Source organism: Blastococcus sp. SYSU D00669 (genome assembly GCF_054050715.1).
This window is the reverse complement of record NZ_JBJGZV010000002.1, coordinates 20,389-45,102: the sequence shown is the minus strand read 5'-3', so window position 1 is coordinate 45,102 and position 24,714 is coordinate 20,389. Positions and strand designations below refer to the sequence as shown.

At 71.0% G+C, this 24,714-nt stretch carries 20 protein-coding genes and 2 pseudogenes; 14 read left to right on the top strand and 8 right to left on the bottom strand.

Going from position 1 to position 24,714, the window contains the following annotated elements:
• Nucleotides 1-202: 202 nt before the first annotated feature.
• Nucleotides 203-991, bottom strand: a complete 789-nt coding sequence (locus tag ACI8AF_RS02490; protein ID WP_456538078.1) for a LysR family substrate-binding domain-containing protein — start codon at nucleotides 989-991, stop codon at nucleotides 203-205.
• A 109-nt stretch (nucleotides 992-1,100) separates the two neighbouring features.
• Nucleotides 1,101-1,223: pseudogene (locus tag ACI8AF_RS02485) on the bottom strand (helix-turn-helix domain-containing protein); the annotation flags it as partial.
• A gap of 443 nt (nucleotides 1,224-1,666) precedes the next feature.
• On the opposite strand from ACI8AF_RS02485, the gene ACI8AF_RS02480 reads away from it, so the two are divergent.
• The 11 genes and pseudogenes from ACI8AF_RS02480 (at nucleotide 1,667) to ACI8AF_RS02430 (ending at nucleotide 12,888) form a co-directional block, all read left to right on the top strand.
• Complete coding sequence (locus tag ACI8AF_RS02480; RefSeq protein ID WP_456538077.1) at nucleotides 1,667-2,281, top strand: hypothetical protein; 615 nt, start codon at nucleotides 1,667-1,669, stop codon at nucleotides 2,279-2,281.
• 184 nt (nucleotides 2,282-2,465) lie between these two features.
• Complete coding sequence (locus ACI8AF_RS02475) at nucleotides 2,466-3,809, top strand: MFS transporter (RefSeq protein WP_456538076.1); 1,344 nt, start codon at nucleotides 2,466-2,468, stop codon at nucleotides 3,807-3,809.
• Nucleotides 3,802-4,901: pseudogene (locus tag ACI8AF_RS02470) on the top strand (MaoC family dehydratase). The gene ACI8AF_RS02475 and the pseudogene ACI8AF_RS02470 overlap by 8 nt, the downstream one beginning before the upstream one ends.
• 31 nt (nucleotides 4,902-4,932) lie before the next feature.
• On the top strand, nucleotides 4,933-5,859 hold the full coding sequence (locus ACI8AF_RS02465) for an HpcH/HpaI aldolase/citrate lyase family protein (protein ID WP_456538075.1): 927 nt from the start codon (nucleotides 4,933-4,935) through the stop codon (nucleotides 5,857-5,859).
• Between the two features lie 68 nt (nucleotides 5,860-5,927).
• Nucleotides 5,928-6,809 (top strand): alpha/beta hydrolase, encoded by an 882-nt coding sequence (locus tag ACI8AF_RS02460; protein ID WP_456538074.1) that lies wholly within the window; start codon nucleotides 5,928-5,930, stop codon nucleotides 6,807-6,809.
• A 38-nt stretch (nucleotides 6,810-6,847) separates the two neighbouring features.
• Nucleotides 6,848-7,504 carry a TetR/AcrR family transcriptional regulator gene (locus ACI8AF_RS02455; RefSeq protein ID WP_456538073.1) on the top strand — a complete coding sequence of 219 codons (657 nt, stop codon included), beginning with the start codon at nucleotides 6,848-6,850 and terminating at the stop codon, nucleotides 7,502-7,504.
• Between the two features lie 55 nt (nucleotides 7,505-7,559).
• Nucleotides 7,560-8,804 carry a GAF domain-containing protein gene (locus ACI8AF_RS02450; protein ID WP_456538072.1) on the top strand — a complete coding sequence of 415 codons (1,245 nt, stop codon included), beginning with the start codon at nucleotides 7,560-7,562 and terminating at the stop codon, nucleotides 8,802-8,804.
• The gene (locus ACI8AF_RS02445; RefSeq protein WP_456538071.1) at nucleotides 8,801-9,466 is read left to right on the top strand and encodes a response regulator; all 666 of its coding nucleotides are present in this window, start codon (nucleotides 8,801-8,803) and stop codon (nucleotides 9,464-9,466) included. The genes ACI8AF_RS02450 and ACI8AF_RS02445 overlap by 4 nt, the downstream gene beginning before the upstream one ends.
• A 156-nt stretch (nucleotides 9,467-9,622) precedes the next feature.
• Nucleotides 9,623-9,967 carry a response regulator gene (locus ACI8AF_RS02440; RefSeq protein WP_456538070.1) on the top strand — a complete coding sequence of 115 codons (345 nt, stop codon included), beginning with the start codon at nucleotides 9,623-9,625 and terminating at the stop codon, nucleotides 9,965-9,967.
• A gap of 37 nt (nucleotides 9,968-10,004) precedes the next feature.
• Nucleotides 10,005-11,573 carry a class I adenylate-forming enzyme family protein gene (locus ACI8AF_RS02435; protein ID WP_456538069.1) on the top strand — a complete coding sequence of 523 codons (1,569 nt, stop codon included), beginning with the start codon at nucleotides 10,005-10,007 and terminating at the stop codon, nucleotides 11,571-11,573.
• Between the two features lie 172 nt (nucleotides 11,574-11,745).
• Nucleotides 11,746-12,888, top strand: coding sequence for a thiolase family protein (locus tag ACI8AF_RS02430; protein WP_456538068.1), 1,143 nt, complete (start codon nucleotides 11,746-11,748; stop codon nucleotides 12,886-12,888).
• A 208-nt stretch (nucleotides 12,889-13,096) separates the two neighbouring features.
• Here ACI8AF_RS02430 and ACI8AF_RS02425 read toward each other — a convergent pair whose 3' ends face one another.
• Nucleotides 13,097-14,899, bottom strand: coding sequence for an acyl-CoA dehydrogenase (locus ACI8AF_RS02425; RefSeq protein WP_456538067.1), 1,803 nt, complete (start codon nucleotides 14,897-14,899; stop codon nucleotides 13,097-13,099).
• A 454-nt stretch (nucleotides 14,900-15,353) separates the two neighbouring features.
• Here ACI8AF_RS02425 and ACI8AF_RS02420 point away from each other — a divergent pair, with 454 nt between their 5' ends.
• Nucleotides 15,354-17,267 carry a flavin-containing monooxygenase gene (locus ACI8AF_RS02420; protein WP_456538066.1) on the top strand — a complete coding sequence of 638 codons (1,914 nt, stop codon included), beginning with the start codon at nucleotides 15,354-15,356 and terminating at the stop codon, nucleotides 17,265-17,267.
• A 185-nt stretch (nucleotides 17,268-17,452) separates the two neighbouring features.
• Here ACI8AF_RS02420 and ACI8AF_RS02415 read toward each other — a convergent pair whose 3' ends face one another.
• The 3 genes from ACI8AF_RS02415 to ACI8AF_RS02405 all read right to left on the bottom strand — a co-directional run bounded on the left by ACI8AF_RS02415 (nucleotide 17,453) and on the right by ACI8AF_RS02405 (nucleotide 19,719).
• The gene (locus ACI8AF_RS02415) at nucleotides 17,453-17,659 is read right to left on the bottom strand and encodes a hypothetical protein (RefSeq protein WP_456538065.1); all 207 of its coding nucleotides are present in this window, start codon (nucleotides 17,657-17,659) and stop codon (nucleotides 17,453-17,455) included.
• A 41-nt stretch (nucleotides 17,660-17,700) separates the two neighbouring features.
• Nucleotides 17,701-18,225: an alcohol dehydrogenase catalytic domain-containing protein gene (locus tag ACI8AF_RS02410; RefSeq protein ID WP_456538248.1), complete on the bottom strand. Its 525-nt coding sequence runs from the start codon at nucleotides 18,223-18,225 to the stop codon at nucleotides 17,701-17,703.
• A gap of 285 nt (nucleotides 18,226-18,510) precedes the next feature.
• On the bottom strand, nucleotides 18,511-19,719 hold the full coding sequence (locus ACI8AF_RS02405) for a CaiB/BaiF CoA transferase family protein (protein WP_456538064.1): 1,209 nt from the start codon (nucleotides 19,717-19,719) through the stop codon (nucleotides 18,511-18,513).
• Between the two features lie 272 nt (nucleotides 19,720-19,991).
• Between ACI8AF_RS02405 and ACI8AF_RS02400 the strand changes: the two genes are divergently transcribed.
• Nucleotides 19,992-20,951, top strand: a complete 960-nt coding sequence (locus ACI8AF_RS02400; RefSeq protein ID WP_456538063.1) for an HpcH/HpaI aldolase/citrate lyase family protein — start codon at nucleotides 19,992-19,994, stop codon at nucleotides 20,949-20,951.
• A 61-nt stretch (nucleotides 20,952-21,012) separates the two neighbouring features.
• Nucleotides 21,013-22,155: an acyl-CoA dehydrogenase family protein gene (locus tag ACI8AF_RS02395; RefSeq protein WP_456538062.1), complete on the top strand. Its 1,143-nt coding sequence runs from the start codon at nucleotides 21,013-21,015 to the stop codon at nucleotides 22,153-22,155.
• Nucleotides 22,156-22,208: 53 nt separating this feature from the next.
• Here the strand turns inward: ACI8AF_RS02395 and ACI8AF_RS02390 are convergent, their stop codons facing one another.
• Together ACI8AF_RS02390 and ACI8AF_RS02385 are read right to left on the bottom strand one after the other, a co-directional pair.
• The gene (locus tag ACI8AF_RS02390) at nucleotides 22,209-22,997 is read right to left on the bottom strand and encodes an IclR family transcriptional regulator (protein WP_456538061.1); all 789 of its coding nucleotides are present in this window, start codon (nucleotides 22,995-22,997) and stop codon (nucleotides 22,209-22,211) included.
• Nucleotides 22,998-24,041: 1,044 nt separating this feature from the next.
• Nucleotides 24,042-24,656 carry a hypothetical protein gene (locus tag ACI8AF_RS02385; protein WP_456538060.1) on the bottom strand — a complete coding sequence of 205 codons (615 nt, stop codon included), beginning with the start codon at nucleotides 24,654-24,656 and terminating at the stop codon, nucleotides 24,042-24,044.
• Nucleotides 24,657-24,714: the final 58 nt, after the last annotated feature.

Here is a 24,714-nt window from a genome sequence, read left to right as displayed (position 1 = left end):
CGAGCGTCGCCGGGTGGGTCGTGCGAGCTGGGTGTAAGGGTCGTCACAGTGACCTGGGTCTCGGTAGCCGCGAATGAGGCATCACGTGATGCCGAAGGGGTCTCCCCGGTCGATCTGGGCATGACGAAGTGCCCCGATGCTGAACTCGCGGCCCGCCGTAAGCGGAATCGGTGAACCGTCGCGGAAACCCGACGAGGCCGGCTCAGCTGGGGCGGGGCCGGAGCGGTGCGGCAGCGGGAGACGATTCACGGCGCGGGCCGCCGGCGAGCTGCAGGAGCGGGCGAATGCCCGGGGCCGCCTGGTTGCGGACGTTCCCGCCCTCGTCGAGGTACACCGCGCCGGCCACCTTGCTGATCAGGGCCCGGGCGACCTGGCGGGCACACTGGGTGAACTCGACGACGTCCTCGCGCGCGTCCCCGACGCGGGCGGCGACGGCGACTTGCGAGCGGGGTGCTCCGACCAGCGGCACCGCGCGCAGCGGATCAGACGGGAACGACAGCCGCCACGCGCTCTGGCACAACGCTGTGACCACCGAGCCGCAGGCGACCGACAGCAGCAGCTCCGACACGGTGACGACCGACTCCGCCGCGGTGCGGGCCGGTCCGTTGCGGAGATCATCGAGATGCCAGAACGCCGTCCACTCGCGGGGCGCGCTGGGCATGTCGATGAGGGGCTCGTCGAGCACGAGGCCGACGTCGATCTCGTCGAGGCAGGCGAACTCGTGGTCGGCGCGGACGCAGAGCAGGAGCGGCTCGTCGAAGAGCGGCGTGAGGGTCAGTTCGTCGTAGGCGCAGGGAGGGCGGACCAGTGCCAGGTCGACGTCGCCCGCGAGCACGGCCGGGAACTGGTCGGCGAAGGAGAGCTCCCGCAGGGATACACGAACGTCGGGATTCCGCTGCCTGAAGGCGCGGATGATGTCTCCGGTCAGGTCCGCCGCGGCGATCGAGCCGGCCACCAGCCCGACCTTCAGCGTGCGTTCCCGGGAGCCCACCCGCTGCACGACTCCGACGGCGCGACCGATGCGGTTGAGGATGTCCTGCGCCTCGCCGAGCAGAACGGTCCCGGCCGGCGTGAGGTCGATCCCCTGGGGGGGAGCGGACGACCAGCTGGGTGCCGATCTGGCGCTCCAGGCTCTTGAGTGCCTTGGAGACCGCCGGCTGCGCGATCATCAGTCGACGCGCGCCGCCGTGGATGCTGCCCTCCTCCGCGATGGCGACGAACATCTCCAGGTGCCGTACGTCCATCGGACGACCCCTCATCTCTACCCGCGCGCCGAGGGACGCGAGGCACACACTTGTATCCCGGCGCTCGTGAGCCGCGCCACAGGGCGGCAGCAGGTCGAGACGGTTGTCTCGGTCCTGCGACGCGGACGGATGTCGCGGAGGCCCACGACCCCCGTCTCTGTCGCTCCCGCCTGGGCCGGAGTCGCCTGGTGCGAGTGGGCAGAGCACAGCGAACCGATGTACCCGAGGACGGCGGCGCATGGCCGGCCCCTCACAGCCCGAGCCGAGCGTTGCGGAGACTGGAGCGGGCGCGACCGCCGAGCTCGCGCGGCAGGCGTCGACGCTGCGATTCGCCGATCTGCCGGCTGATGTCGTGACCCTGGCCAAGCAGTGTGTGCTCGACACCCTGGGCGTGGCCGTCGCCGGAGTCTTCGAACCATGCGGTGTTCGGCGGTCAAGGACTGGTCGCCGCGACCTCGGACGACGCCGACCTGCACCTCGCACGGACCGACTTCGGCCGCCCGTGGCACCTGCGCGACGAACTGCCCAAGCTCTATCCATCCTGCTTCGGCACGCACGCCGCCATCGAGTGCGCGCTGCGGCTGCGGAAGGAGGCCGGGGGAGCCGACGTCCGTGACGTCGAGCTGACCTTCCCGCCGGTGCTCCTCCAGGTCTGCGCCGTCGCCCGGCCGGCCACCGGCCTAGAGGGCAAGTTCAGCCTGACGTTCACGACGGCGCTGGCGTGGCCGGAGGGCGCCGTGACCGTCGACCGCCTCAGGGACGACGCCGTGGGGGAGCCGGCGCTCAAGGCGCTGGCGGATCGCGTGCGGCTCCGCTGTGACGCATCCCTGCCAAACACGGCCACCCGGATGCGGGTCCGCCTCGAGGACGGGCGGGAACTCCGGACTGAGGCGGACTCCACGAGCAGGCGGTGGATGCGGGATCCGACGGAGGTGTGGCCCACGTTGACCAGCAAGTTCACCTCCCTCGCCGCACCCGCGCTTGGTGCGGCCGGCGCAGAGCGGGTGCCGCGTCGGCGGTGGAGCTCTTCGCCGTAGTCGGAGCGGCCGAGGCTGCGACATCCGTCTCGACTTCGCTGTGAAGTTGTTGACCGACTACCTACCGAGTCCGACGCTGCCTCCAGCGGCCAGTGCATGACCGGGGTCACACACCCCCTCCATCCGGTCCGCGAGGCCCACGGGCCGAACTCCAACCCCGATGTCGACAACGAGTGAGGCAGCCATGGTCCTTGCAGACCTCCCCACCGGGACGACCCGCGAAGAGGCGGCTGAGCGCCGCCGGCAACGGCGACGGGTCTACATCTCGAGCTTCGTGGGCAGCGCCGTCGAGTTCTACGACTTCCTGATCTACGCCACTGCGGCGAGCCTCGTGTTCGGTCCGCTGTTCTTCAGTTCCGCGTCGCCGGCCATCGGGACGGTCGCGTCGTTCGCCACGCTGGCCGTCGGGTACGTCGCCCGACCGCTCGGCGGGCTCGTCGCCGGCCACTTCGGGGACCGGGTCAGCCGCAAATCCACGCTGATCTGGACGCTGACGACCATGGGCCTCGCCACCGCGCTGATCGGGGTCCTGCCGACCTACCAGCAGATCGGTGCGCTGGCCCCGATCCTGCTGATTCTCCTGCGGCTCGTGCAGGGGATCGCCGTCGGCGGCGAGTGGGCCGGGGCCGTCCTGATGTCCGTGGAGCACGCCAAGCCCCAGAGCCGCGGCCTTCTCGGGAGCGCAACGCAGTCAGGATCGGCCGCGGGGCTGCTCCTGTCGTTCGCGGCCTTCGCGGGCCTCAACGGGCTCAGCCAGGAGCAGTTCCTGGCCTGGGGTTGGCGGCTGCCCTTCCTGTCGACCGTCGTGCTCCTGGGGATCGGCCTCTACATGCGGCTGAAGGTGCAGGAGAGCCCGGTGCTCGTCGCCGAGCAGGCAGCCGAGTCCGCCGATGAGCACCGGCCGGCCCGGGCCCCGCTGTTCGCGCTGCTGCGTCAGCGTCCCGGTCGGGTCCTCCTGGCCATCGGCGTGGACGCCGGTCCATTCATGGCGCAGGCGATCATCACCACCTTCCTCATCTCCTACGCCGTCTCCACCTACGGGGTGGACCGCCAGGTGTTGCTCACCGCGCTGATCATCGCCTCCGCGATCATGCTGTTCAGCATTCCGCTGTTCGCGCTGCTGTCCGACCGGATCGGACGCCGGCCAGTGCTCATCACCGCGGGCCTCCTGACCGCGGTGCACGCCTTCGTGGTGTTCCCGATGATCGAGTCCGGTTCCGCCGGCATGGTTTTGCTCGCCTTCGTCATCGCCCTCCCGGTCCTGCGCGCGGCGACGATCGGCCCTGTTGGTGCCCTGCTGTCCGAGCTGTTCCCGACCAGGTCCCGGTACACCGGTGTGTCCCTGGCCTACCAGTTCGCCGCCGTCCTGGGCGGGGGCATCGGCCCGCTGCTGGCGGCCAGCTTCGTCACCCCCGGTGGGCCAGGAATCGTCGCCGTGTCGGTGCTTATCGCCGGCGCCTGCCTGGTGAGCGCCGCGTGCGTCTCTGCGATCGGTGAGACGAAGCAGGTGGACCTGACCAATGCCTGAGACAGGGATCGCCACCGCGGTGAACGTGGAGGGGACTTCGGGAGGCAACGGCGTGGCCAGCTCGACGGAGCCTCCTGACCAGCGGGCAGACCCGGTGCTGGCCGACTTCCCGGTGCGCGAGCGGGGGGCCTACCTCGAGAAGTTCTCGGTCGGGGAGGTGTACGAGCACCACTGGGGCCGCACCCTGAGTGCTGCGGACAGTGCCCTGTTCAGCACCGCGCTGTGCCACTGGAACCCCATGCAGCTCGACACCCAGTTCGCCACGGCCCACGGCCACCCAGACGTCGTGATCAACCCGATGCTCGTGCTCTGCACCGTCATCGGCCTGTCGGTCGAGGACCTCAGCGAGAGCGGCGGCCCGTTCCTCGGCATCGACGGGTGCCGCTTTCCGACACCGGTGCACCCGGGGGACACGATCACCGCCACCTCCGAGGTGCTCGCCGTCCGCCCGTCCCGCAGCCGACCGGGCACCGGCGTCGTCACGTGGCGGACTACCGGACGCAACCAGCGAGGCGACGTCGTTTGCGAGTACGTGCGCAGCAACCTGCTCGCCGAGAAGGAGTCCCGATGACCACGCAGACCGCCTCCGCCGTCACCGACGACCGCGGACCGCTGTCGCAGCGGACCGGCGACGGCACCTGGTTCGAGGACTTCCGGCCCGGCATGCGCTGGCGCTCCGCGCGCGGCTCGACCATCGACGAGGTCGAGAATCAGCTGCTGACCAAGCTGGTGATGAACAGCGCCCAGGAGCACTGGAACGAGCACCGCATGCAGGACTCGCCCTGGGGCGACCGGCGGCTGGTGTTCGGCATGATCACCGGCTCGCTCACCATCGGCCTGGCCAGCCAGGACACCGCCGAGAACGCCCTTGCCGAGGTCGGGCTCGACCAGATGCGCTTCCGCGCCCCGGTCTTCCACGGCGACACCGTCTACGCCTACACCGAGGTCCTCGCGGTCGAGCCCGACCCCGACCGCGACGACGCCGGCCTGGTGCGCTTCCAGCACTGGGGGGCGACCGGCGACGACCGGATCGTCTTCGAGTGCCAGCGCACCGTCCTCGTCAAGCGGCGCAGCCACTGGCGATCCCGATGACCCGACACCACTCCCCCAGGAGGCTCGCACCATGACCAGCCGCCCGCTGCGCGCCCGGCGCTCCGAACTGTCCACCCCCGCGACCAGCGAGAAAATGATGGCGAAGGCCGCGGCCAGTGACGCCGATCTGGTCTTCCTCGACCTCGAGGACGCCGTCGCCCCGAACGCCAAGGACCTCGCCCGTCGGGGCGCGGTGAAGGCCTTGCTGGGTCTCGACTGGGGCCGCAAGACGCGCGCCGTCCGGGTCAACGGCGTGCACACCCAGTGGTGCTTCGACGACATCGTCGATGTCGTGACGGGCGCGGGTGAGGTGCTCGACGTCCTCATCATCCCGAAGATCAAGGCACCTCGGGACGTCTGGTTCGTCGATACCCTGCTCACCCAGCTGGAGACCAGGGCCGGCCTGCCGGTCGGGCGGATCGGGCTGGAGCTGCTCATCGAGGAGGTCGAGGCGCTCGCCCGGGTGGACGAGATCGCCGCGTGCTGCTCGCGCATCGAGGCCCTCATCCTCGGCGTGGGAGACCTGGCGGCCAGCCACGGCATGCGTGGCGCGCACATCGGCACGAGCGCGAACTATCCGGGCGACATCTGGCACTCGGCCCGGACCCGGATGATCGTCGCCGCCCGCGTCAACGGGCTCGACGCGATCGACGGTCCGTTCGGTGAGTTCCGCGACACCACCGCCTACGAGGAGCAGGCCCGGTGGGCCGCGGAGCTGGGTGCGGTGGGGAAGTGGGCGATCCACCCCAACCAGGTCGGCGTCGCAAACGCCGTCTTCGCCCCCACGCCGGAGGAGGTCGAGCACGCCCGCCGCGTGGTCGTGGGGATGCGGGCCGCCGAGGCGCAGGGGGAGGGGGCCATCGCCGTCGACGGAACGATGGTCGACGCCGCGACAGCCCGGATCTTCGAGGTGGTCCTGGAACGGGCCGCCCTCGTTTCGGGGGATGACGCGCGATGACTGCTCACGCCGGTCGGACGGGAGACTCTTCGGGGCGGCACAGCCCGGAGTTCGAGGAGCTCGTGGCCATGCTCCGGTCGAGACCGTTCAACGCCGACACCACCCCGGTGGCCGAGCTGCGGGCCGGGTTCGAGCGCTTCGCCGCCGGGTTCGCCGATCCGCCGCCGGTGGAGCGCGAGCCGGTGGACGCGGGTGGGGTGCCGGCCGAGTGGGCCCACCCGACGTCCGCCCCGGTATCCGCCGCGGTGCTGTACCTGCACGGCGGTGGCTACACCATCGGTTCCATCGCGGCATACCGGGACCTGTCGGCGCGCCTGGCCGTGGCCGCGGACGTCCCCGTCCTCACCATCGACTACCGCCTCGCCCCTGAGCACCGGTTCCCGGCGGCCGTCGACGATGCCCTCGCGGCCTATGACTGGCTGTGCGCGCGGGTCGACCCGGCGCGCATCGTTCTCGCCGGTGACTCCGCCGGCGGCGGGCTGGCGATGGCCACCGCCGTCGCCGCGCGGGACGCCGGGCGCCCGCTGCCGGGTGGCCTGGTCCTCATTTCCCCGCTGGCCGACCTGGCACACACCGGCGCCTCGGTCGCGCGCAACGCCGACCTCGATCCCATCGTGACGCCAGCCGGCAGCCACGCCTACGCCGAGCGCTACCTCGGACCCGACGGCAACCCGCTGCACCCGCTGGCCTCACCGGTCTACGCCGATCTGTCCGGGCTGCCGCCCGTGCACGTCCTGGTGGGGACCGCCGAGGTGCTCCTGGACGACTCGCTGCGCCTGGCGCGGCGGGCCCGGGACGCGGGGACGTCCGTGGATCTCGACGTGTGGCCGGACATGATCCACATCCTGCCCTTCTTCGCTTCCCGGGTGCCCGAAGCCCAACTGGCCCTGGCCGCCGTCGCCGACCACGTGCGCCGGCGAACGGCCGACCGACCGGTCCCCATCGGGTAGGTTGTGAGCCATCAACCGCTTGAGGCTGTGAGGTGCTGATGGCGCTTCCCGAGCCGGTCCCGGCGGCTGGGTCGAACGGAGCCAGGCCCGGTGGACGCCAGAAGCAGCGCTCGGACCTGTCCACCCGTCGCCTGCTCGAGGCATCCGCGGCACTGATCAGCGAGCGCGGCTTCGAGCGGACCACGCTGGCCGACATCGGTCGGCGCGCCGGGTACAGCCACGGCCTGGTCACCCGGAAGTTCGGCAGCAAGGCCAACCTGCTGAGCGCCCTCGTGGAGCGGATGACGGAGCGCTTCGGTCCGGACCGGCTGGCCGAGACGGTCGGCCACCGGTCCGGCCTGCCCGCACTCACGCACGTCGTGACCGTCATCCGGCAGGAGGCCGAGCGCTCGCCGACGGAGCTGCGGGCCTTCTACGCCCTCATGTTCGAGGGGATCAAACCGACTTCGGAGCTACACCTACACCTGCGGGGGCTCAACCGGGACTTTCGCGGCCGGCTGGCGCGGTTCGTGGCGGACGGCATCGCCGACGGCACCGTTCGTGCCGGGGCGGATCCGCACGCCGTCGCCAACCTCGTGACGTCTGCGATGCGGGGGATTGCCTACTTCTGGATGCTCGATCCCGAGGAGTTCGACATCCTCGCCGAGCTCGACGCGCTCAGCGCCCAGGTCGCCGCGTGTCTCGCCCCGACCTGACGCAGCCGGCCCGCATCGGGCCGTGCCGCACCGGCCCCACGACCGGGAGAGCCGGATGACCTCCTCGCCTCCGCCGCACCGCGACGGGCCGCCGGTCGACGACGCCGCCGACGCCCCCGTCCGGCGTGAGCGCCAGCTCGCCGCCTTCGCGCACACCGCGGCCGTCATCGCGCGGGAACCGACGCTGGAAACGGTGCTCGACCGCCTGGCCGACGAGGTGCGCGCCGCCACGGGTATGTGCACCTGCGCCGTCGTGCTCACCGACGAGGGCGCCGGCGAGTTCCGCTACGCCGGGCGGTCCGGTCTACCGCCGGACTACGTCGAGCGCCTCGAGGCGGCCCGCCGCAACGGGGCCTACATGGTGACCACCGAGGCGGTCCGGACCCGCCGTCCGATCGTCGCGCGCGGCACCCGTGACCGAGTGCTGGGCGACCCCCGGTGGGCGCCGGCGTACGACCTGCTCCGCGACGCCCCCTGGGACGCGTTCGTGGCACTGCCGATGATCGTGCGCGGTCGCGCGATCGGTGCGCTCAACGGCTTCCACCGTGTCGGCCACGTCCCCGACGACGCCGAGGTCGGCTTCCTCGCCGCGATGGCCGACCACGCGGCGATCGCCGTCGACAACGCCCGTATGTACCGGGAGCTGCAACTGCGCGCCGCGGAGGAGGAAAGGCAGCGGCTGGCCAGGGACATGCACGACTCGGTCACCCAGGCCCTGTTCTCCCTGACGCTGCAGGCCCGCAGCATCGAGCTGACCGCCCGCGAGCGCGCGGAGCGCGGGCTGATCACCGAGCTCGCCGAGTTGCGGGAACTCGCCCAGTCAGCCTTGACGGAGATGCGCGCCTTGATCCAGCACCGTCGGCCGGCGGAACTGCACGAGCAGGGGCTGGCCCAGGGCCTGCGGCGGCACGCGGCGGCCGTGGCCGGAGCAGCGGGGCTGAGCGCGGAGGTGGTGTGCGACGAGGACCCGCTGCTTGAGCAGAACCTGGAGGAGGACCTGTTCCGTCTCGTGCAAGAGGCGCTCAACAACGTGGTGAAGCACGCGAGGGCCCGCCACGTGCGCATCGAGCTGCGTCGCGGCACCGAGCAGGGCACCCTGGTCGTCGAGGTCATCGACGACGGCGTGGGGTTGGGGCACACCGGCGGGGGCGCCATGCACTTCGGGATGACCACCATGCAGGACCGCGCCCGGCGCCACGGCGGGACCCTCACCGTCGGTGCCGGTCCCGGAGGGATCGGCACGATGGTGCGGGTCGTGGTGCCCGGTGCCCTCGCCCCGGTGGCGGGGACGACGGGATGAGCGGGATGCCGGCCGACGAGATCGCGGTGCTCGTAGTGGACGACCACGAGGTGGTCCGCAAGGGGCTGCGCATGTTCCTCGCCGCGGTCCCGGGCATCACCGTCGTCGGTGAGGCCGGCGACGGTGCGGCAGCACTCGCCGAGCTGGCGCACCGGAAGGCGCACGGGGGCATGCCCGCGGTCGTCCTGATGGATTTGATGATGCCCCGCATGGCCGGCGTCGAGGCCATCGCCGCGATCCGCGCCGCCCACCCGGGCGTCCGGGTCGTCGCGCTCACCAGCTTCAGCGATGTCGAGCGCGTGCACGCGGCGCTCGACGCGGGTGCCTCCGGATACGTCCTCAAGGACGCCGACTCCGACGAGATCGCCGCGGCCATCCGGGCCGCCGCCCGTGACGAGGTGCACCTCGACGCGGCGGTGGCACGCGCGCTCGCCCGCTCGATGACCACTCGCTACCCGGCGGAGGAGCTGACGGAGCGGGAGCGCGAGGTCCTCGTCCTCGTCGCCCAGGGCAAGTCGAACCAGGAGATCGCCGACGCCCTGGTGATCAGCGAGCGCACGGCCCGGACGCACGTCAGCCACGTGATCATGAAGCTGGGCCTGGTCTCCCGCGTCCAGGCCGCGCTGTGGGCCGTCCGGAACGGCTTGGTCACGCTCAACTGACCGACCCGCGGGCCCGCGACGCATGTCGCGGGCGATCGCGTCGACCGTCGCTCCTCCGTCCGTTCCCCCGCGGCTTGACTGGCCCCACGGCACGGGTACGGCAGGGGGCGGTTCGTGAAGCGGGTGGGCGAGAGTGCCGGTGCGGGCCTCCTGGTCGTGGATCCGGACCGGCGGGTGCGCGCGGCGGTGGGCCGGCTGGCGGCCACCATCGGGCTCGCCGTCACCGCAGAGGCGACCGGCGTCCACGAGGCGCTGGCCGCAGCTACCTCCGGTCGGCCGGCGCTCGCGCTGGTGGAACCGCTGCTGCCGACCTTCGGCGCGGGGTGCGGACTGGTACGAGAGCTCCGGCACGGCCGGGGGATCCCCGTCGTGGCGCTGTCCACCCAGCAGGGGTTGCGGCCACCGGTGCTGGCGGCCGGAGCCGTGGAGTTCTTCGCCAAGGACTGCACTCCCGAGCAGCTGCTCGACGCCCTGCGTCGCCACTGCCCGCCGGGGACCTGACCCACCCATGACCGCCACAGCGGGAGGAGCGACCGCAGTGCAGATCGTCACCGACGACCGGCCATCGGCGCCGGCTACGCCCGGCGGTGTCGCCGCCCGGGTCGGCGTCGTCGCGCGCACCCGGCCCGACGCGCCCGCCCTGCGGTGGGACAGCGGGTCCTTGACCTACGCCGAGTTGTGGCACCGCGTCGACACGGCCGCTGAGCACCTCGACCGGGCCGGTATCGGCCCGCACGACAAGGTCGCGGTGCTCAGCCCGAACGACCACCGCGTCGTCGTCGCCACGCTCGCGTTGATGTCGATCGGCGCGGCCTGGCTCCCGGTCAACTCGCGGGACTCGGCGTCGACCATCACGGCCCTGCTCGACCACCTGGGCTGCGATGCGCTGATCGCCCATCCCGATCTGACCACCGTCGCCGACGCGGTGTCGAGCGGGGTGCCGTCGGTGCGTGGAGTTCTCCCGGTGGACCACCTCCTCGCCCGGCGGCCCGCTGCCAGTCCGCCGTTGCCGGCACGGACCACCCCGGTGCCCGCGGACGAGCGGGACCTGGCCGCGATCTTCCCGACCGGAGGAACGACGGGACGGCCCAAGGGGGTGGCGTTCACGCATGACCGGCTCACTGCCGTCGTCGACGCCTACGCCCGCGTCCTGGCTCGACCGGACGACGTCTACCTGGCGGCGGCGCCCCTGACCCACGTCGGCGGTCGGGTCGCCCTCTCGGTGCTGGCCAGTGGCGGCACGGTGCTGGTGCTGCCGGCGTTCGAGGAGTCGGCGGTGCTGGGGGCGATCGAGCGGTACCGCGTGACGACGTTGACCCTCACTCCGACGATGTTGTACCGGCTCACCGACGCCGCGGAGCGCGGCCGGTACGACACGTCCTCGCTGCGAGCGCTGGTCTACGGCGGCGCCCCGGCGGCGGTCGGCCGGATCCGCCAGGCGATCGAGGTCTTCGGCCCGGTGCTCGAGGGCGGCTACGGCCAGACCGAGGCGCCGATGTTCATCACCCGCCTGCGCCCGGAGGACCACGTCGTCGACGGGCGCCCCGCACCCGAGTCGCGGTTGCGCAGCGTCGGCCGGGCCACCGAGGTCAGCGAGGTGCGGATCGTCGACGACGAGGGGCGTCCGGTGCCGGTCGGGCAGCCGGGGCGCGTTCTCGTCCGTGGCGACTTCACCATGAGCGGCTACTACCGCGACCCGCAGGCGACGGCCGCGCGCACCGAAGGCGACCACCGCAGCACCGGCGACATCGGCTTCCTGGACGAGGACGGCTTCCTCACCCTGGTCGGACGGGAGACCGACCTCATCATCACCGGCGGGTTCAACGTGTACCCGGCAGAGGTCGAGAACGTGATCGCCTCCCAGCCAGGCGTGCGCGAGTGCGCCGTCTTCGGGTTGCCCGACGAGCGGTGGGGGGAGTCGGTCACCGCCGTGGTCGTCCCGGCGGCGGGGGCTCGACTTGATCCGGAGCACCTGCGTCGCGCGCTGCGTCCGCTGCTCGGCGGGGTGAAGACGCCGAAGCGGATCGACATCGCGCCCGACCTACCCCGCAACGACAACGGCAAGATCCTCAAGCGGCTCCTCGTCGAGGAACGCCTGACGCGCTGATCGGTCACAGCGGCGCCCACCCCGCGGAGCAGCCGCGGTGGAGGCCGGCATGGCACCTGGCTCCCGGACGTCCGCACCCGCCCCCGCGACGGGCGGTGATCCGGTGCCGGGGGCGACACCACCTGGCACACGATCGGTCGCCGCCCGGCGACCCGAAGGGATGGATGTGGACATGAGAGACGCAGTGATCGTCGAGGCGGTCCGGACACCGGTCGGTCGCCGCAACGGCGCCCTCTCCGGAGTGCACCCGGCTGAGCTGTCGGCCCATGTGCTGCGGAATCTGGTGACGAGGGCGGGGGTGGAGCCCGGCCTGGTCGACGACGTCGTCTGGGGATGCGTGACCCAGGTGAGGGAGCAGACCTTCGACATCGCGCGCACCGCGGCGTTGACCGCGGGTTGGCCGGAGTCGGTGACCGGCGTGACCGTCGACCGCCAGTGCGGCTCCTCCCAGCAGGCGGTCCACTTCGCCGCGGCCGGCCTGATCGCCGGGCAGTACGACGTCGTCGTGGCCGGTGGCGTGGAATCCATGAGCCGGGTGCCGATGGGCTCGGCGTCCCCGGACGGTCATCCCTTCCCTGAGACGTACCTGAGCCGCTACGACGGTGCGGTGCCCAACCAGGGCATCGGCGCCGAGATGATCGCCGAGCGCTGGGGGATCACGCGCGCCATGGCCGACGAGTTCTCCGTCGCCTCGCACGAGAAGGCCGCCGCCGCACGGGACGAGGGGCGCTTCGACGCCCAGATCGCCCCGGTGCCCCTGCGCGACGGCACCGTGGTCACCCAGGACGAAGGCATCCGCGAGTCGACGGTCGAGAAGCTCGGCGCACTGAAGACGGCGTTCAAGGAGGGGGGCGTCATCACCGCCGGCAACTCCTCGCAGATCTCCGACGGCTCGGCCGCGCTGCTGATGACCACGTCGGAGAAGGCCCGCGAGCTGGGCCTGAACCCGATCGCCCGCGTGCACACCGCCGTGCTGGCCGGCGCGGATCCGGGGATCATGCTCACCGCCCCGATCCCCGCGACGCACAAGGCGCTGCAGAGGTCCGGCCTCACGATCGACGAGATCGGCGTCTTCGAGTGCAACGAGGCCTTCGCGCCGGTGCCGCTGGCCTGGCTGGCCGATCTGGGCGCCGACCCCAAGGCGCTCAACCCCAACGGGGGCGCGATCGCCCTGGGGCACCCGCTGGGCGGCTCCGGCGCGCGGATCATGACCACCCTGGTGCACCACATGCGCGACAACGGCATCCGCTACGGCCTGCAGACCATGTGCGAGGGCGGGGGGCAGGCGAACGCCACCATCCTCGAACTCCTCTGACGCTCCGACCGTCTCCCGGCCCGGTGCCCGTCCCCAGGCACCGGGCCGGTGACCGTTCTGATGTGCCGGGCCCGGCCCACGCGGTGGCCCACCGGCCCAGACCACCCGCCGGAGCGGCGCGCAGGCAGCCGCCGTCACGGGCACCGGTGTGACGGCGGCTGCCGGCGACTGCGGGGGCGCGCCCGTCGCAGAGACGGTCCCGCGGGTGTCAGAACCAGGCGGGGTCGGTGTCGACGGTGGTGCGGTCGAGCCGCTCGAGCAGGTCGAGCTGCGGGCCGGTGCGGGGCAGCTCGTAGCGGAAGAAGTAGCGGGCGGTCTGCCGCTTGCCGCGGCGGAAGTCGTCGTCGCCGTCGCCCGTGGCGAGGAACTGCTCCAGCCAGATCCAGGCGATGACGATGTGCCCGGCGGCCTCCAGGTACACAGTGGCGTTGGCCAGCCGGGTGGCGGGGTCGGTGTCGGCGGCGTGGATGGCGCGAGTGACGTCGACGAGCCGGGTGAGCGCCTTGTCCAGCTCGGCGGCCAGCTCGGCGGCCCCGCCGGTGGCCCGGGCGATCGCGGCCCGGATGGTCCGCTCCAGCTCGGCCAGTGCGACGCCGCCGTCCTGGACCACCTTGCGGCCGAGCAGGTCCAGGCCCTGGATGCCGTGGGTGCCCTCGTGGATGGGATTGAGCCGGTTGTCGCGGTAGTGCTGCTCGACGTCGTACTCGCGGGTGTAGCCGTAGCCGCCGTGCACTTGGATGGCGAGGTCGTTGGCGTGCAGGCACCACTGCGACGGCCAGCTCTTGGCGATCGGCGTGAGGATCTCCAGCAGCGCGGTGGTGCGGTGCCGCTCCTCGGTGCTGGTCGCCGTCCGCTGCTCGTCGAGCAGCCGGCCGCAGTACAGGATCAGGCCGAGCGCGCCCTCGACGTAGGACTTCTGGGCGAGCAGCATCCGGCGGACGTCCGCGTGCTCGATGAGGGGAACCTGCGGCGTCGCCGGGTCCTTGGCGCCGACCGGCCGGCCCTGGGTGCGGGTGCGCGCGTAGTCGAGGGCCTTCAGGTAGCCGGTGTAACCGAGTGCGGTGGCGCCGGCGCCGACGCCGACGCGCGCCTCGTTCATCATGTGGAACATGTAGGCGAGGCCCCGGTGGGGCTCTCCGACGAGGTACCCGACGGCGCCGGCCCGACCCCCCGGGATGTGCGCGCCCTCGCCGAAGTTCAGCAGGGCGTTCGTCGTCCCCCGGAAGCCCATCTTGTGGTTGAGCCCGGCGAGCGCGACGTCGTTGCGCTCGCCGAGGCAGCCGCCGGGCTCTACGAGGAACTTGGGCACGATGAACAGCGAGATGCCCTTCACGCCGGCGGGGGCGCCCGGGATCTTCGCGAGGACGAGGTGGACGATGTTCTCGCCGAGCTCGTGGTCCCCGCCGGAGATCCACATCTTGTTGCCGAACAGGCGGTAGGTGCCGTCCGGCTGCGGCTCCGCGCGGGTGGTGATGTCGGCCAGCGACGAGCCGGCCTGCGGCTCGGACAGGCACATGGTGCCGTGGAAGCGCCCCTCCAGCATCGGCGGCACGTAGGTGGCGATCTGCTCCGGAGAGGCGTGTGCGAGCAGCAGGTTCGCGTTCGCGACCGTGAGGAAGGCGTACCCCCAGGTGCCGATGTTCGCGGCCTGGAACAAGGAGAAGCAGGCGGTCTGCACCAGGTGGGGCAGCTGCAGCCCGCCCACCTCGGCGTCCATCCCGCTGCCGATCAGGCCGGCCTCGGCGGCGGTGTCGAGGGCCGTCTTGATCTCGGGGTTCAACTGCACCCGGCCGTCGACGAACTGCGGTTCCCGGACGTCGTTGAGCTTGTTGTGCGGGGCGAACCGCTCGTTGGCGATCTCGGCGCACAGGTCGAGGACGGCGTCGAAGGTCTCCCGGTTGTGCTCGGCGAACCGCTCCCGGCCGGTGAGTGACTCGGCGTCGAGCCAGTCGTAGAGCTGGAAGTCGAGGTCGCGACGGGAGAGCAACAGGTCCGTCGAAGGGCTGGTCATGGCGGCTCCTGCTCGTCGATGCGGTAATTGGCGGGTCCCGTGGTGGATCGCGGGACCGTGACCTGCGAGCGGGCCGTCGATGCCGGTCGCGGTCGCCTCTCTCGCGCAGTCAATTCCGCGTCCGGTCCTCCGCCGAGCGACGGCGGTCGCGGAGGGCCGCGACATCCGTCGCGGGCGGAGCGGCACGCGGGGTCGACCGCGGCCGAGCACGACACATGTCTCGGCTGGTCGCGACTGTCGTCGCTCAGCGCGGCGGTGTCCGGCGGCTTCACTGAGGACGCCGATGAGATCCAGGTCACGGAGGAGTGGCGGCCGCAGACGACCGCCGCGACCGGGGGCCGTGGCGCATCGGTCGACCGACCAGACGAAGCCGCTGCCAGAGCCACGCCGTCCGATTCCCGCTCCGCGAGCGGGAACCGGGCGGGTCCGGGCTCACCGGAAAGGTGAGAAACAGATGTCGAGTGACGCGCTCGTCGGTCCGCTGGATTTCGATCCCGTGGTCCTGAAGGACAAGTACACCCAGGAGCGGGACCGGCGGATCCGCCCGGAGGGCAAGGGGCAGTACGTCGGCACCTCCGGCCGGTTCGCCCACTTCGGCGCGGACCCGTGGGCCACGAAGCTCGTGCGGGATCCGATCACCGATCACACCAACGTGATCGTCGCCGGCGGAGGCTTCGGCGGGCTGCTCGTCGGGGCCCGGCTGCGCGAGGCCGGCTTCACCGACATCCGGATCATCGAGGTGGGGTCGGACTTCGGCGGGACCTGGTACTGGAACCGCTACCCGGGCGCCATGTGCGACATCGAGGCGCACATCTACCTGCCGCTCCTGGAGGAGCTGCAGTACGCGCCGAAGCACCGGTACTCGTATGCGGGCGAGATGCTCGAGCACAGCCAGCGGATCGGCAAGGCCTATGACCTGTACGAGAAGGCGTGCTTCCAGACGTCGATCACCAACGCGGTCTGGCTCGAGGACGAGGCGCGCTGGCTGATCACGACCGATCACGGCGACTCCATGACCGCCGACTTCTTCGTGCCCGCCTGCGGCCGGCAGAGCCTGCCGAAGTTGCCCAGCATCCCCGGCATCGACCTCTACCAGGGCCACACCTTCCACTCGAGCCGGTGGGACTACGACTACACCGGTGGCGACTCGTCCGGCGGCATGACGAAGCTCGCCGACAAGCGGATCGGCATCATCGGCACAGGCGCCACCGCTCTGCAGGTGGTCCCGGAGGTGGCCAAGTACGCCAAGGAGCTGCTGGTCTTCCAGCGGACGCCGTCGACGGTGGGCGTGCGAGCCCAGTGCCAGACGGGGCCGGACTGGGTCGACATGTCCCGACCCGGCTGGCAGCAGGAGCGCCGCGACAACTTCCAGGCACAGGTGCACGGGGAAAGGCGGGACGTCGACTACGTCGCCGACGGGTGGACCGAGATCTTCGCCGCGCTTGCTCCCGAGACGCCGGAGCAGGTCGCGCAGCGGCTGGGCCGGACGCCGACGACGGAGGAACTGGCCTACCTCACCGAGATCAACGACTACAAGGTCATGAACCGGCTGCGGGCCCGGATCGACGAGGAGGTCGACGACCCGGCCACCGCGGAGGCGCTGAAGCCCTGGTACCGCTGGTGGTGCAAGCGGCCCGGCTTCCACGACGACTACCTCGCAGCGTTCAACCGCCCCAACGTCACGCTCGTGGACACCAAGGGACAGGGTGTCGAGCGATTCACCGAGACGGGTGTCGTGATCGCGGGCACCGAGTACGAGGTCGACTGCCTCATCTTCGCCACCGGGTTCGAGGCCGGTATCAGCTACACCCACCTGACGGGCTTCGAGATCACCGGCCGGGAGGGCCCGCTGTCGGAGCACTGGGGCGCGGGTGTGCGCACGCTCCACGGCCTGAGTACCGACGGCTTCCCCAACCTCTTCTTCGTCGGGGGCAACATCCAGACCGCGGTGGCGGTGAACGCCGTCCACCTCCTCGACGAGCAGGCAAAGCACCTCGCGTTCGTCCTGTCCGAGATGCGGAACCGTGGCGCGGTGACGATCGAGCCGAACTCGGCGGACATCGACGCCTACGTCGAGCTCATCAGGACCCACCCGAAGAACCTGGCGAACTTCGAGTTCTATGCGCAGTGCACGCCGGGGTACTACAACGGCGAGGGCAAGGCCTCCAAGCTCGAGGACCTGTTCTCGGGCGGACGGTACGGCGACGGGGCGCTTGCCTACTACGAGCTGCTGAGGGGGCTCCGGGCTGCTCGCTCCCTCGACGGCTTCGTCCTGGGACACGCGACCGAGCGAGAGGCACCTGGCGACCGGCGTCACCCGGAGGAGACCCACGCGCTCTCCGGGGTGTTTGTGGGCGGCGACATCTGACCACGGACGTGGGGATGCAACCCCTGTCCCTGACGCGATGCAGGGCTGACCACCCAGCGGGCCGGTTGCAACCGGCCCGCTGTGTCGGCGTTCACGGTCCGCACGCCGCCCGGTGGTTCCAGTCGGCCCCGGGGTGTCGCGGGGGCGTCAGCGTCCAGACGTGATCGGGCCGTGGTCGGTCGGTCTCACGGCTGCAGGACGACGCGGATCCGGTTGCCGCGCTTGGACGTGAGGACGTCCAGCGCCTCGGCGTAGCGATCCAGCGGGAACTCCGCACTGACGGAGTCCGGCAGCTGCAGCCGGCCGAGGGTGACCAGGCGGGCGGCCTCCTCGATGTGCCGGCGCTCGGATCCGTAGTGCCCGAGCACCTGCTTGGACCTGCGGATCAGCACCGGCGTGCTGACGAGGTGGAACGGTTCGTCGGGTATCCCGGTCAGGACGAGCCGGCCGTGCTCTCGGGGGAGAAGGCCGCGTCGGCGCCGCCGGCCAAGGCACGCTCGCGAGCTGCCGGCAGCGGGTCGACCACGACGACCGGAACGGCCCCGAGAATCCGGGCCAGCTTCACGGCGTGGTAGCCGAGGCCGCCGACGCCCCAGATCGCCACGGTCTCGGCCGCCCGGACGGCGCCGGTCGAGGACAAGGCGGCCCACGGAGTCGACACTGCGTCGGGGATGATCGCCGCGATCTCCGGGGGCAGAGCCGGGGACACGGGGACGACGGCGCTCGCGGGGACGACGGCGAACGGCGCCCACCCGCCGTCGTGATGCACGCCCACGACCCGCGTCGCGTTTCCCATGTGCGCCACCGGATTGATCACCACCGGCGTCCCCTCGGCGATGCCGTCGACGGCGCTGCCGACCGCCTCCACGGTTCCGGAGACCTCGTGGCCGAGGGTCACGACCTCGGGCATCCCGGCGGCCGGTTCCCCGCGGATGAAATGCACGTCGGTGAGGCAGATGCCGGCTCAGGACACCGCGACGCGGACCTCGGTGGGGCCGGGGTCCGGGATGGGGACCTCCTCGAGGGCGAGTCGTCCTTCCCCCGTGTAGAGGCGGACCGCGGGCATGGTCGGCATGGTGCGTCCTCTCGTCGGTACCCGAGCGCTCCTGCTGCCGGGGCACCCGTGGGAGGCGTCTGGCCCTTCTCCCGCGCTTGCGCGCACCAGGACCGCCCGTCGTAGGGAAACCCCCGCCTCAGGACCGCCGTCGAGAGACGAAGGTCTGCGCTCGAGGACGTCGGGCGGTCAGTCCGCGGATGCCGGGCGCCGGCCGGCGGCGAGCTCGACGCGCAACCGCTCGCCGTCCTCGTCCAGGAACGGGGCGCGACGCAGCGGTGGCGGCTTCGTGACACTGAATTTGATGGGAGCGCCGGCGATGACGGCCGACTTCTCCGATCCCGGGCTCTCCACCTCGACGAGCATTTCCCGGATCCAGGCGTGCCTGTCCGCGAATATGTCGGCCACGGTGTTGAGCGGACCGAACGGCACCTTGCCGCCGAGCAGTTCGGACAGTTCCTGCCGGGTCAGCTCGACCGTCCACTGCTCGAGGATCTGGCGGATCGTCTGCCGATGGGCGGCGCGTGCCTTTTCGTCGGCGAATCGCGAGTCGGTGATGAGTTCCGGTCGACCCATGATTTCGCACAGCCGGGCCCACCGCGGCTGGGTGGTCGCCGCGATGGCGATGAACCCGTCCTTGACGGGAAGCACGTCGAAGGGCGTGAGGATCGGGTGGGTGTTCCCGATGGGACGGGGCACTTCGCCGGTGAAGGAGTGCTGGTAGACGATGCGCTCGCACAGGGCGAGGATCGAGTCGTACATGGCGATGTCCACCTGCTGGCCCTCGCCGGTGCGATCGGCGTGGCGGAGGGCCCCCAGGACGCCGACTGCGAGCAGCGTGCCGGGAAAGATGTCGCCGATGCCCGGCCCGATCTTCACCGGCATGCCGTCCTCGGTGCCGGTGATGCTCAGCGCGCCGGCCATGGCCTGGACGGTCACGTCCATCGCCGGCCAGTCGATGTACGGGCTCTCACCGGACCACTGGGACCCGAAGCCGGTCAGCGACCCGTAGACCAGGCGCGGGTTGACCTCGTGCACCCGCTCGTAGCCGATGCCCAGTCGGTCGACGACGCCGGGACCGAAGTTCTCCAGCAGCAGGTCGGCTGTCGCCACCAGGTCGTAAAACTCCGCCCGTCCGGCGTCGGTCTTGAGGTCGATGACCACGCTGTGCTTGCCGCGGTTGATGCTCTGGAAGTAGCCGCCGAGGCCGTCGGGCGCGTCGGCCGGGTACGGACCCACGTGCCGGGTCACGTCTCCGCGCGGCGGCTCCACCTTGATGACCTCGGCCCCCATGTCGCTGAGGAGCATGCTGCAGAAGGGGCCGGCGAGCGCGGCGGTGAGGTCGATGACCCGCACGCCTGCCAGAGGGCCGGTCACGCTGCGCTCCGCGGCGTCCACGACGGCTCGTGACGGCGGCGCCTCGCAGGTTCAGTCGGGCCGCTCACCGAAACATCGTGCTGCATGCAGGAACCATGGGGGCCCTTGTCATCCACCGTCAACGCGACGATCGTCTCGTGTTCCGCGCCCCGGCACGACGTATCGTCCTGCGAAACGCCTGGTGACGGCGATGCGGACCATCTGCCCCGGCAGCGCCGGGCCGTCCATGCGCCACCACACGCGGACAGCTGCTCAACCGCCAGCTCTTCAGGACGCAGTAACGAGAGGTGCCCATGACCCGGCCATACCGGTCCCGGAGGACGTGCCTGGCCGTCCCCGGCAGCAGTGAGAAGATGCTGCAAAAGGCCAGGTCGCTCGACAGCGATCACGTGTTCCTCGACCTGGAGGACTCCGTGGCCCCGTCAGCGAAGGCCGGCGCCCGGGTCAACGTCGTGCGCGCGCTCCGCGAGGGTGGCTGGGGGGAGCGCGTGCGGGTCGTACGCGTCAACGACGCCGGCACTCGATGGGCCCACGAGGACGTGCTCGACGTCGTGCGGGGCGCCGGAGGGCACCTCGACTGCATCATGCTGCCGAAGGTCGAGCGCGTCGCCCACATCCACTGGCTGGACACGTTGCTGACCCAGATCGAGACGGCCGAGGGGTTGCCGGTCGGTGGCATCGGGATAGAGGTGCAGATCGAGGGGCCCGCCGGGATGAGCGAGCTCGACGCCATCGCCTCGGCCAGTGCCCGCACGGAGACGCTGATTTTCGGCCCGGGCGACTTCATGGCCGCCATGCAGATGCCCGCCCTGACGATCGGCGTACCGGGGCGGAACGAATTCGACCCGCTGGACACCGTGTTCATGCTGATCGCCTTGGCCGCCCGCAAGCACGGTCTTCAGGCCATCGACGGGCCCTATGCGCTGATCAAGGACCTCGACGGCTTCCGTGCCTCGGCCGAGCGGGTGGCAGCCTACGGCTACGACGGTAAGTGGGTCCTGCACCCCGGGCAGATCCAGGCCGGCAACGAGATCTTCTCTCCGACACAGGCGGCCTACGACAAGGCCGAACTGATCCTCGAGGCGTACGGCTGGTTCACCTCCCGGGCGAGCGGTTCATTGGGTGCCGCGATGCTCGGCGACGAGATGATCGACGAGGCGTCGCGCAAGATGGCCACGGTGACTGCGGAGAAGGGACGGCGCGCCGGCCTGGCGCGCACCACGCGGTTCGACCCCGCCGTCCACGTCGGCTGACCGAATCAAGGACCGGCACCGCGACGTCACCCGGCGCGGGACGGTCCACGACGGAGGAACGATGCTCACCCCGGTGCAGGAGTCGCTGCAGGCCCGGGCGCGCCGGTTCGCCCACGAAGAGGTGCTGCCGGTGGCCAACGAGCTGGATCCCCAGCGCGCCGACATCCCGGACTCACTGCTGAAGAGAATGGCCGAGCAGGGCTACTTCGGCCTCATGATCGATCCCGAGCACGGCGGCCTGGGCCTGGGCTCCTTCGAGTACTGCCTGGTGACCGAGGAGCTGGCCCGTGCCTGGATGAGCGTCGCCAGCGTCATCGCCCGCGCCAATGGCACCGGCACCCGCGTCCCCGATCCGGCGTTGCGATCCGAGCTGCTGCGCCGGCAGGCCCGCGGCGACTTCATCACCGCCGGTGCGTTCAGCGAGCCGCAGGCCGGCTCCGACCTCGCCGCGGTCGAGTGCACCGCGAAGCGCCAGGGTGACGAGTGGGTCCTCAACGGCACGAAGCGGTGGTGCGGGTGGGCGCTGGCCGGCGACGCCATCATGGTGCTCGCGCGAACCGGTCCCGACCGGCGCGGAGGGCTGGACACCTTCCTGGTCGAGAAGCCGCGGGGCACCTTCCCGGAGGGCGTCACCGGAACGCCCATCTCGAAGATCGGCTACCACGGCATCACGTCGTGGAACCTGGAGATACGTGACCTGCGAGTCCCGGGCACCCACCAGCTGGTCTCCGAGCAGGGCGAGAGCGGTCGGGGCTTCAGCGAGTTCGCGAAGCTCATCAACTGGGGACGCCTGCACACTGCTGCGCGCGCCGTCGGCCTCGCGCAGGGCGCCTTGGAGGACGCCACCGCGTACGCCAAGCAGCGACGGCAGTTCGGTCAGCCCATCGCCGGCTTCCAGGGCATCAAGTTCAAGCTCGCCGACATGGCGACTCAGGTCGCCGCGGCCCGGGCGCTGTACTACGAGGCGGCGCGGAAGCTGGACGCCGGTCACCCGAGCAACGCCCAGTGCTCGATGGCCAAGCTCTTCGCTAGCGAGATGGCCGAACGTGTGGCCAGTGACGCGATACAGATCCATGGCGGCAACGGGTACACGACGGATTACCCGGTCGAGCGCTACTGGCGGGATGCGCGGCTTACTCAGATCTTCGAAGGGACGTCGGAGATCCAGCGGGTCCTCATCGCTCGCCACCAACTCGCAGATTGAACAACGCGACGATGGCGGAATGGCGTGCGGCCGGCCCTCGGGCCCCGCTCGGCTCAGGCAGCGTCGAAGTCGCGCACGGTGAGATCGGCCGCCTCCCGCACCCAGCGTCCCCACTCGCCCACCCGGTCAGGGGAGAACCGGGTCTGCGGCATCGAGATCGCGATGCCCGCCACGGGATGGCCGAGGTCGACGACGACCGCCGCCCCGATGCCGCAGATCCCTTCGCGCCACTCCGCGGTGGTCACGGCATGGCCCTCCTCGCGGATCCGGGCGATCCTTTCTCGCAGCGCCTGCCGGTCGACCATGGTGTTCGGGGTGACTTTCTCCAGATCGGCACCCAGCAGCCGCTCGACCTCCTCATCCGGCAGGGCGGCCAGGACCGCGAGCCCGGAGGCGTTCGCATGCAGGGGAGCGGACGTGCCGATCGCGTTGAACGTCCTCAGGGGAAGAGGCGAGTCGACCCGTTCGATCAGCACGGTGCCCAGGATCCTCAGATCGGGAACCGACAGATGGACGGTCTCCTGGGTCTGCCTGCTCAGCTCCGGCATGTGCGGCAGCGCGGCCTGACGGATGTCGCGCTTGCGCGGCAGCGTCCGGCTGATGGCGAGCAGTCGATCGCCGAGCCGCCATCGCGTCACCGGGTCCGAACTAGGCTCGACCCAGCCAAGTTCGTGGAGCGTGCGGAGGATCCGCTGCACCGTCGACTTGGGCAGCCCGAGCATGCGGGCGAGCTCTGCGACTCCGATGGGGCCCCCGTGGGTGGCGACCGCCTCGAGCACGCGCAACCCACGGACCAGGAGCTGAGACCCGTGAAGGCCCGGCTGGTCGTCCGCATCGGTCACGCTCGCCTGCCTCTTCGCGCAGTTGCCGGCGGTTGGGCCCCTAGCCCGTTCCCCCCGAGGCTGCGGTCACCGGACGGAGCTTCCGGACACGCCGCCATGATCCCATGGCCGGATCACGTGCCTCAGGAACCTGTGTATGGGTCGCCCCACCAAGGAGTCGGCATCCGCGCCCTGTTCCCGTTGGTCGCTGCTGCGCCGGACTCGACAAGGCCACTCGGAGTCGGCGCCAGCGCCCCCGTGCTGCGCCTGGTCTGGGGCCGGTGACATGTACACCGCGACCCTGCGTTGTGGAACGGTGCTCAGCTATGAGGCCCGCGGCTTCGTGCCCGCGCAGGGCGAGGTGGTCCCGTGCCGGCACCACGGGTACTGCGTCGTCGACCGGTCTGGCCGACCGGCGACGTCGGCTTCGGGGCGCCGGCCCATGTCGCGGGCGCGGCCACGGGCACAGCATGAACTGCTGGAGTGGCTGCGCGGTCATTCCATAACGACGGTCCACGTCCTTCGGCAGCACCGCTTCACGCTGCGGATGATCGCCACGGCCGAACGGGACGGACTGGTCGCCGTCGATCTCGAAGCTGGCACTGTCGCGCTCCCCACGTGCATCAGGCACGGCTCAGGCCGGGCTCCGGAGGGAGGACGGCCTGGGCCGATCATGACCGGCTGATGTGGCTGCTGCACGTTCTGGTTTGTGCCGATCAGGCGGCCGCCCCCTGGTGCCACGCTGGTGGCCACAGTGAGGCGTTCCGCGTCGTTCGAGCGGGTTCATCTACGACCGCACAGTCGCCTGACGTGCACAAACGCCCTCCGGCGCACCCCCACAAACCCCCATCAGCCGCCCTGGCAGTGTCGGGTCAGGGGTTCGAGTCCCCTCAGCTCCACCGCCGCACTGGCTGCAGGCTCAGAAACTGCTCGCGCAGCGGGTCAAGGATGCACGATGGGACGGCAGGCGCGAGGCGCCCACGGGTAACGGTGCGTTAGCACCTTCGCGAGCGTGGCCCTCGTGCCTGCCCTCATCGCTCAACCACGCCGAACGACGTCCACTGCCTATTGGCGGACGCCCTGGAAGGCGGGGATCTGCGACTCAGTAAGGGGGCGCAGGAGTTCGTTGCAGACTTCGTCGATCTCCGCCTGGGTCAACTTCTCGCCCGGAGCGATCTCACGGTGCTCGGGGTCGGCCAGCATGTAGACGTCCTCGCCCAGGAGCTTGCCGTTCTCGTTGTAGGGCCAGAACATGGCCATCGGCCACAGTTGGGCGTATTCAGTGTCGTCCGGCTTGTCCACGGTCATGCCCTCGCTGGTGAGCACCTCCCCGGTGGTGAAGCGAACGAAGGTCGAGTACGACGCGATGCCCCAGTCGTTCACCCAGCAGGTGTGGTCCTGGAAGGTGGAGAGCACGTTCATCGCGGCGTCGTAGTAGCCCCGCACGTCGCCCATGCCCTTGTACGTGCTGAGCGACGGCCCCCACTTCACGTGATAGGTCGGGTCGTCCACCGTCATGGTCGGGTTCAGCACCAGGTCGGTCTGTCCGGAGAACTCCAGGCACGCATGCCGAAGGAAGTTGTTCGCGATCGCCTTGCGTCGCGGGTCCTCCTGCGCGTCCGCCATGTCGGCGATGGCCTGCAGGCAGTCACGGAACTTGTCCACGTAGGAGCTGGTCATCCGTCCTCATCTCTCTCATGCGCAGTTGTCCGAGGGGCCTCTGTGTGACCGGAGGCAC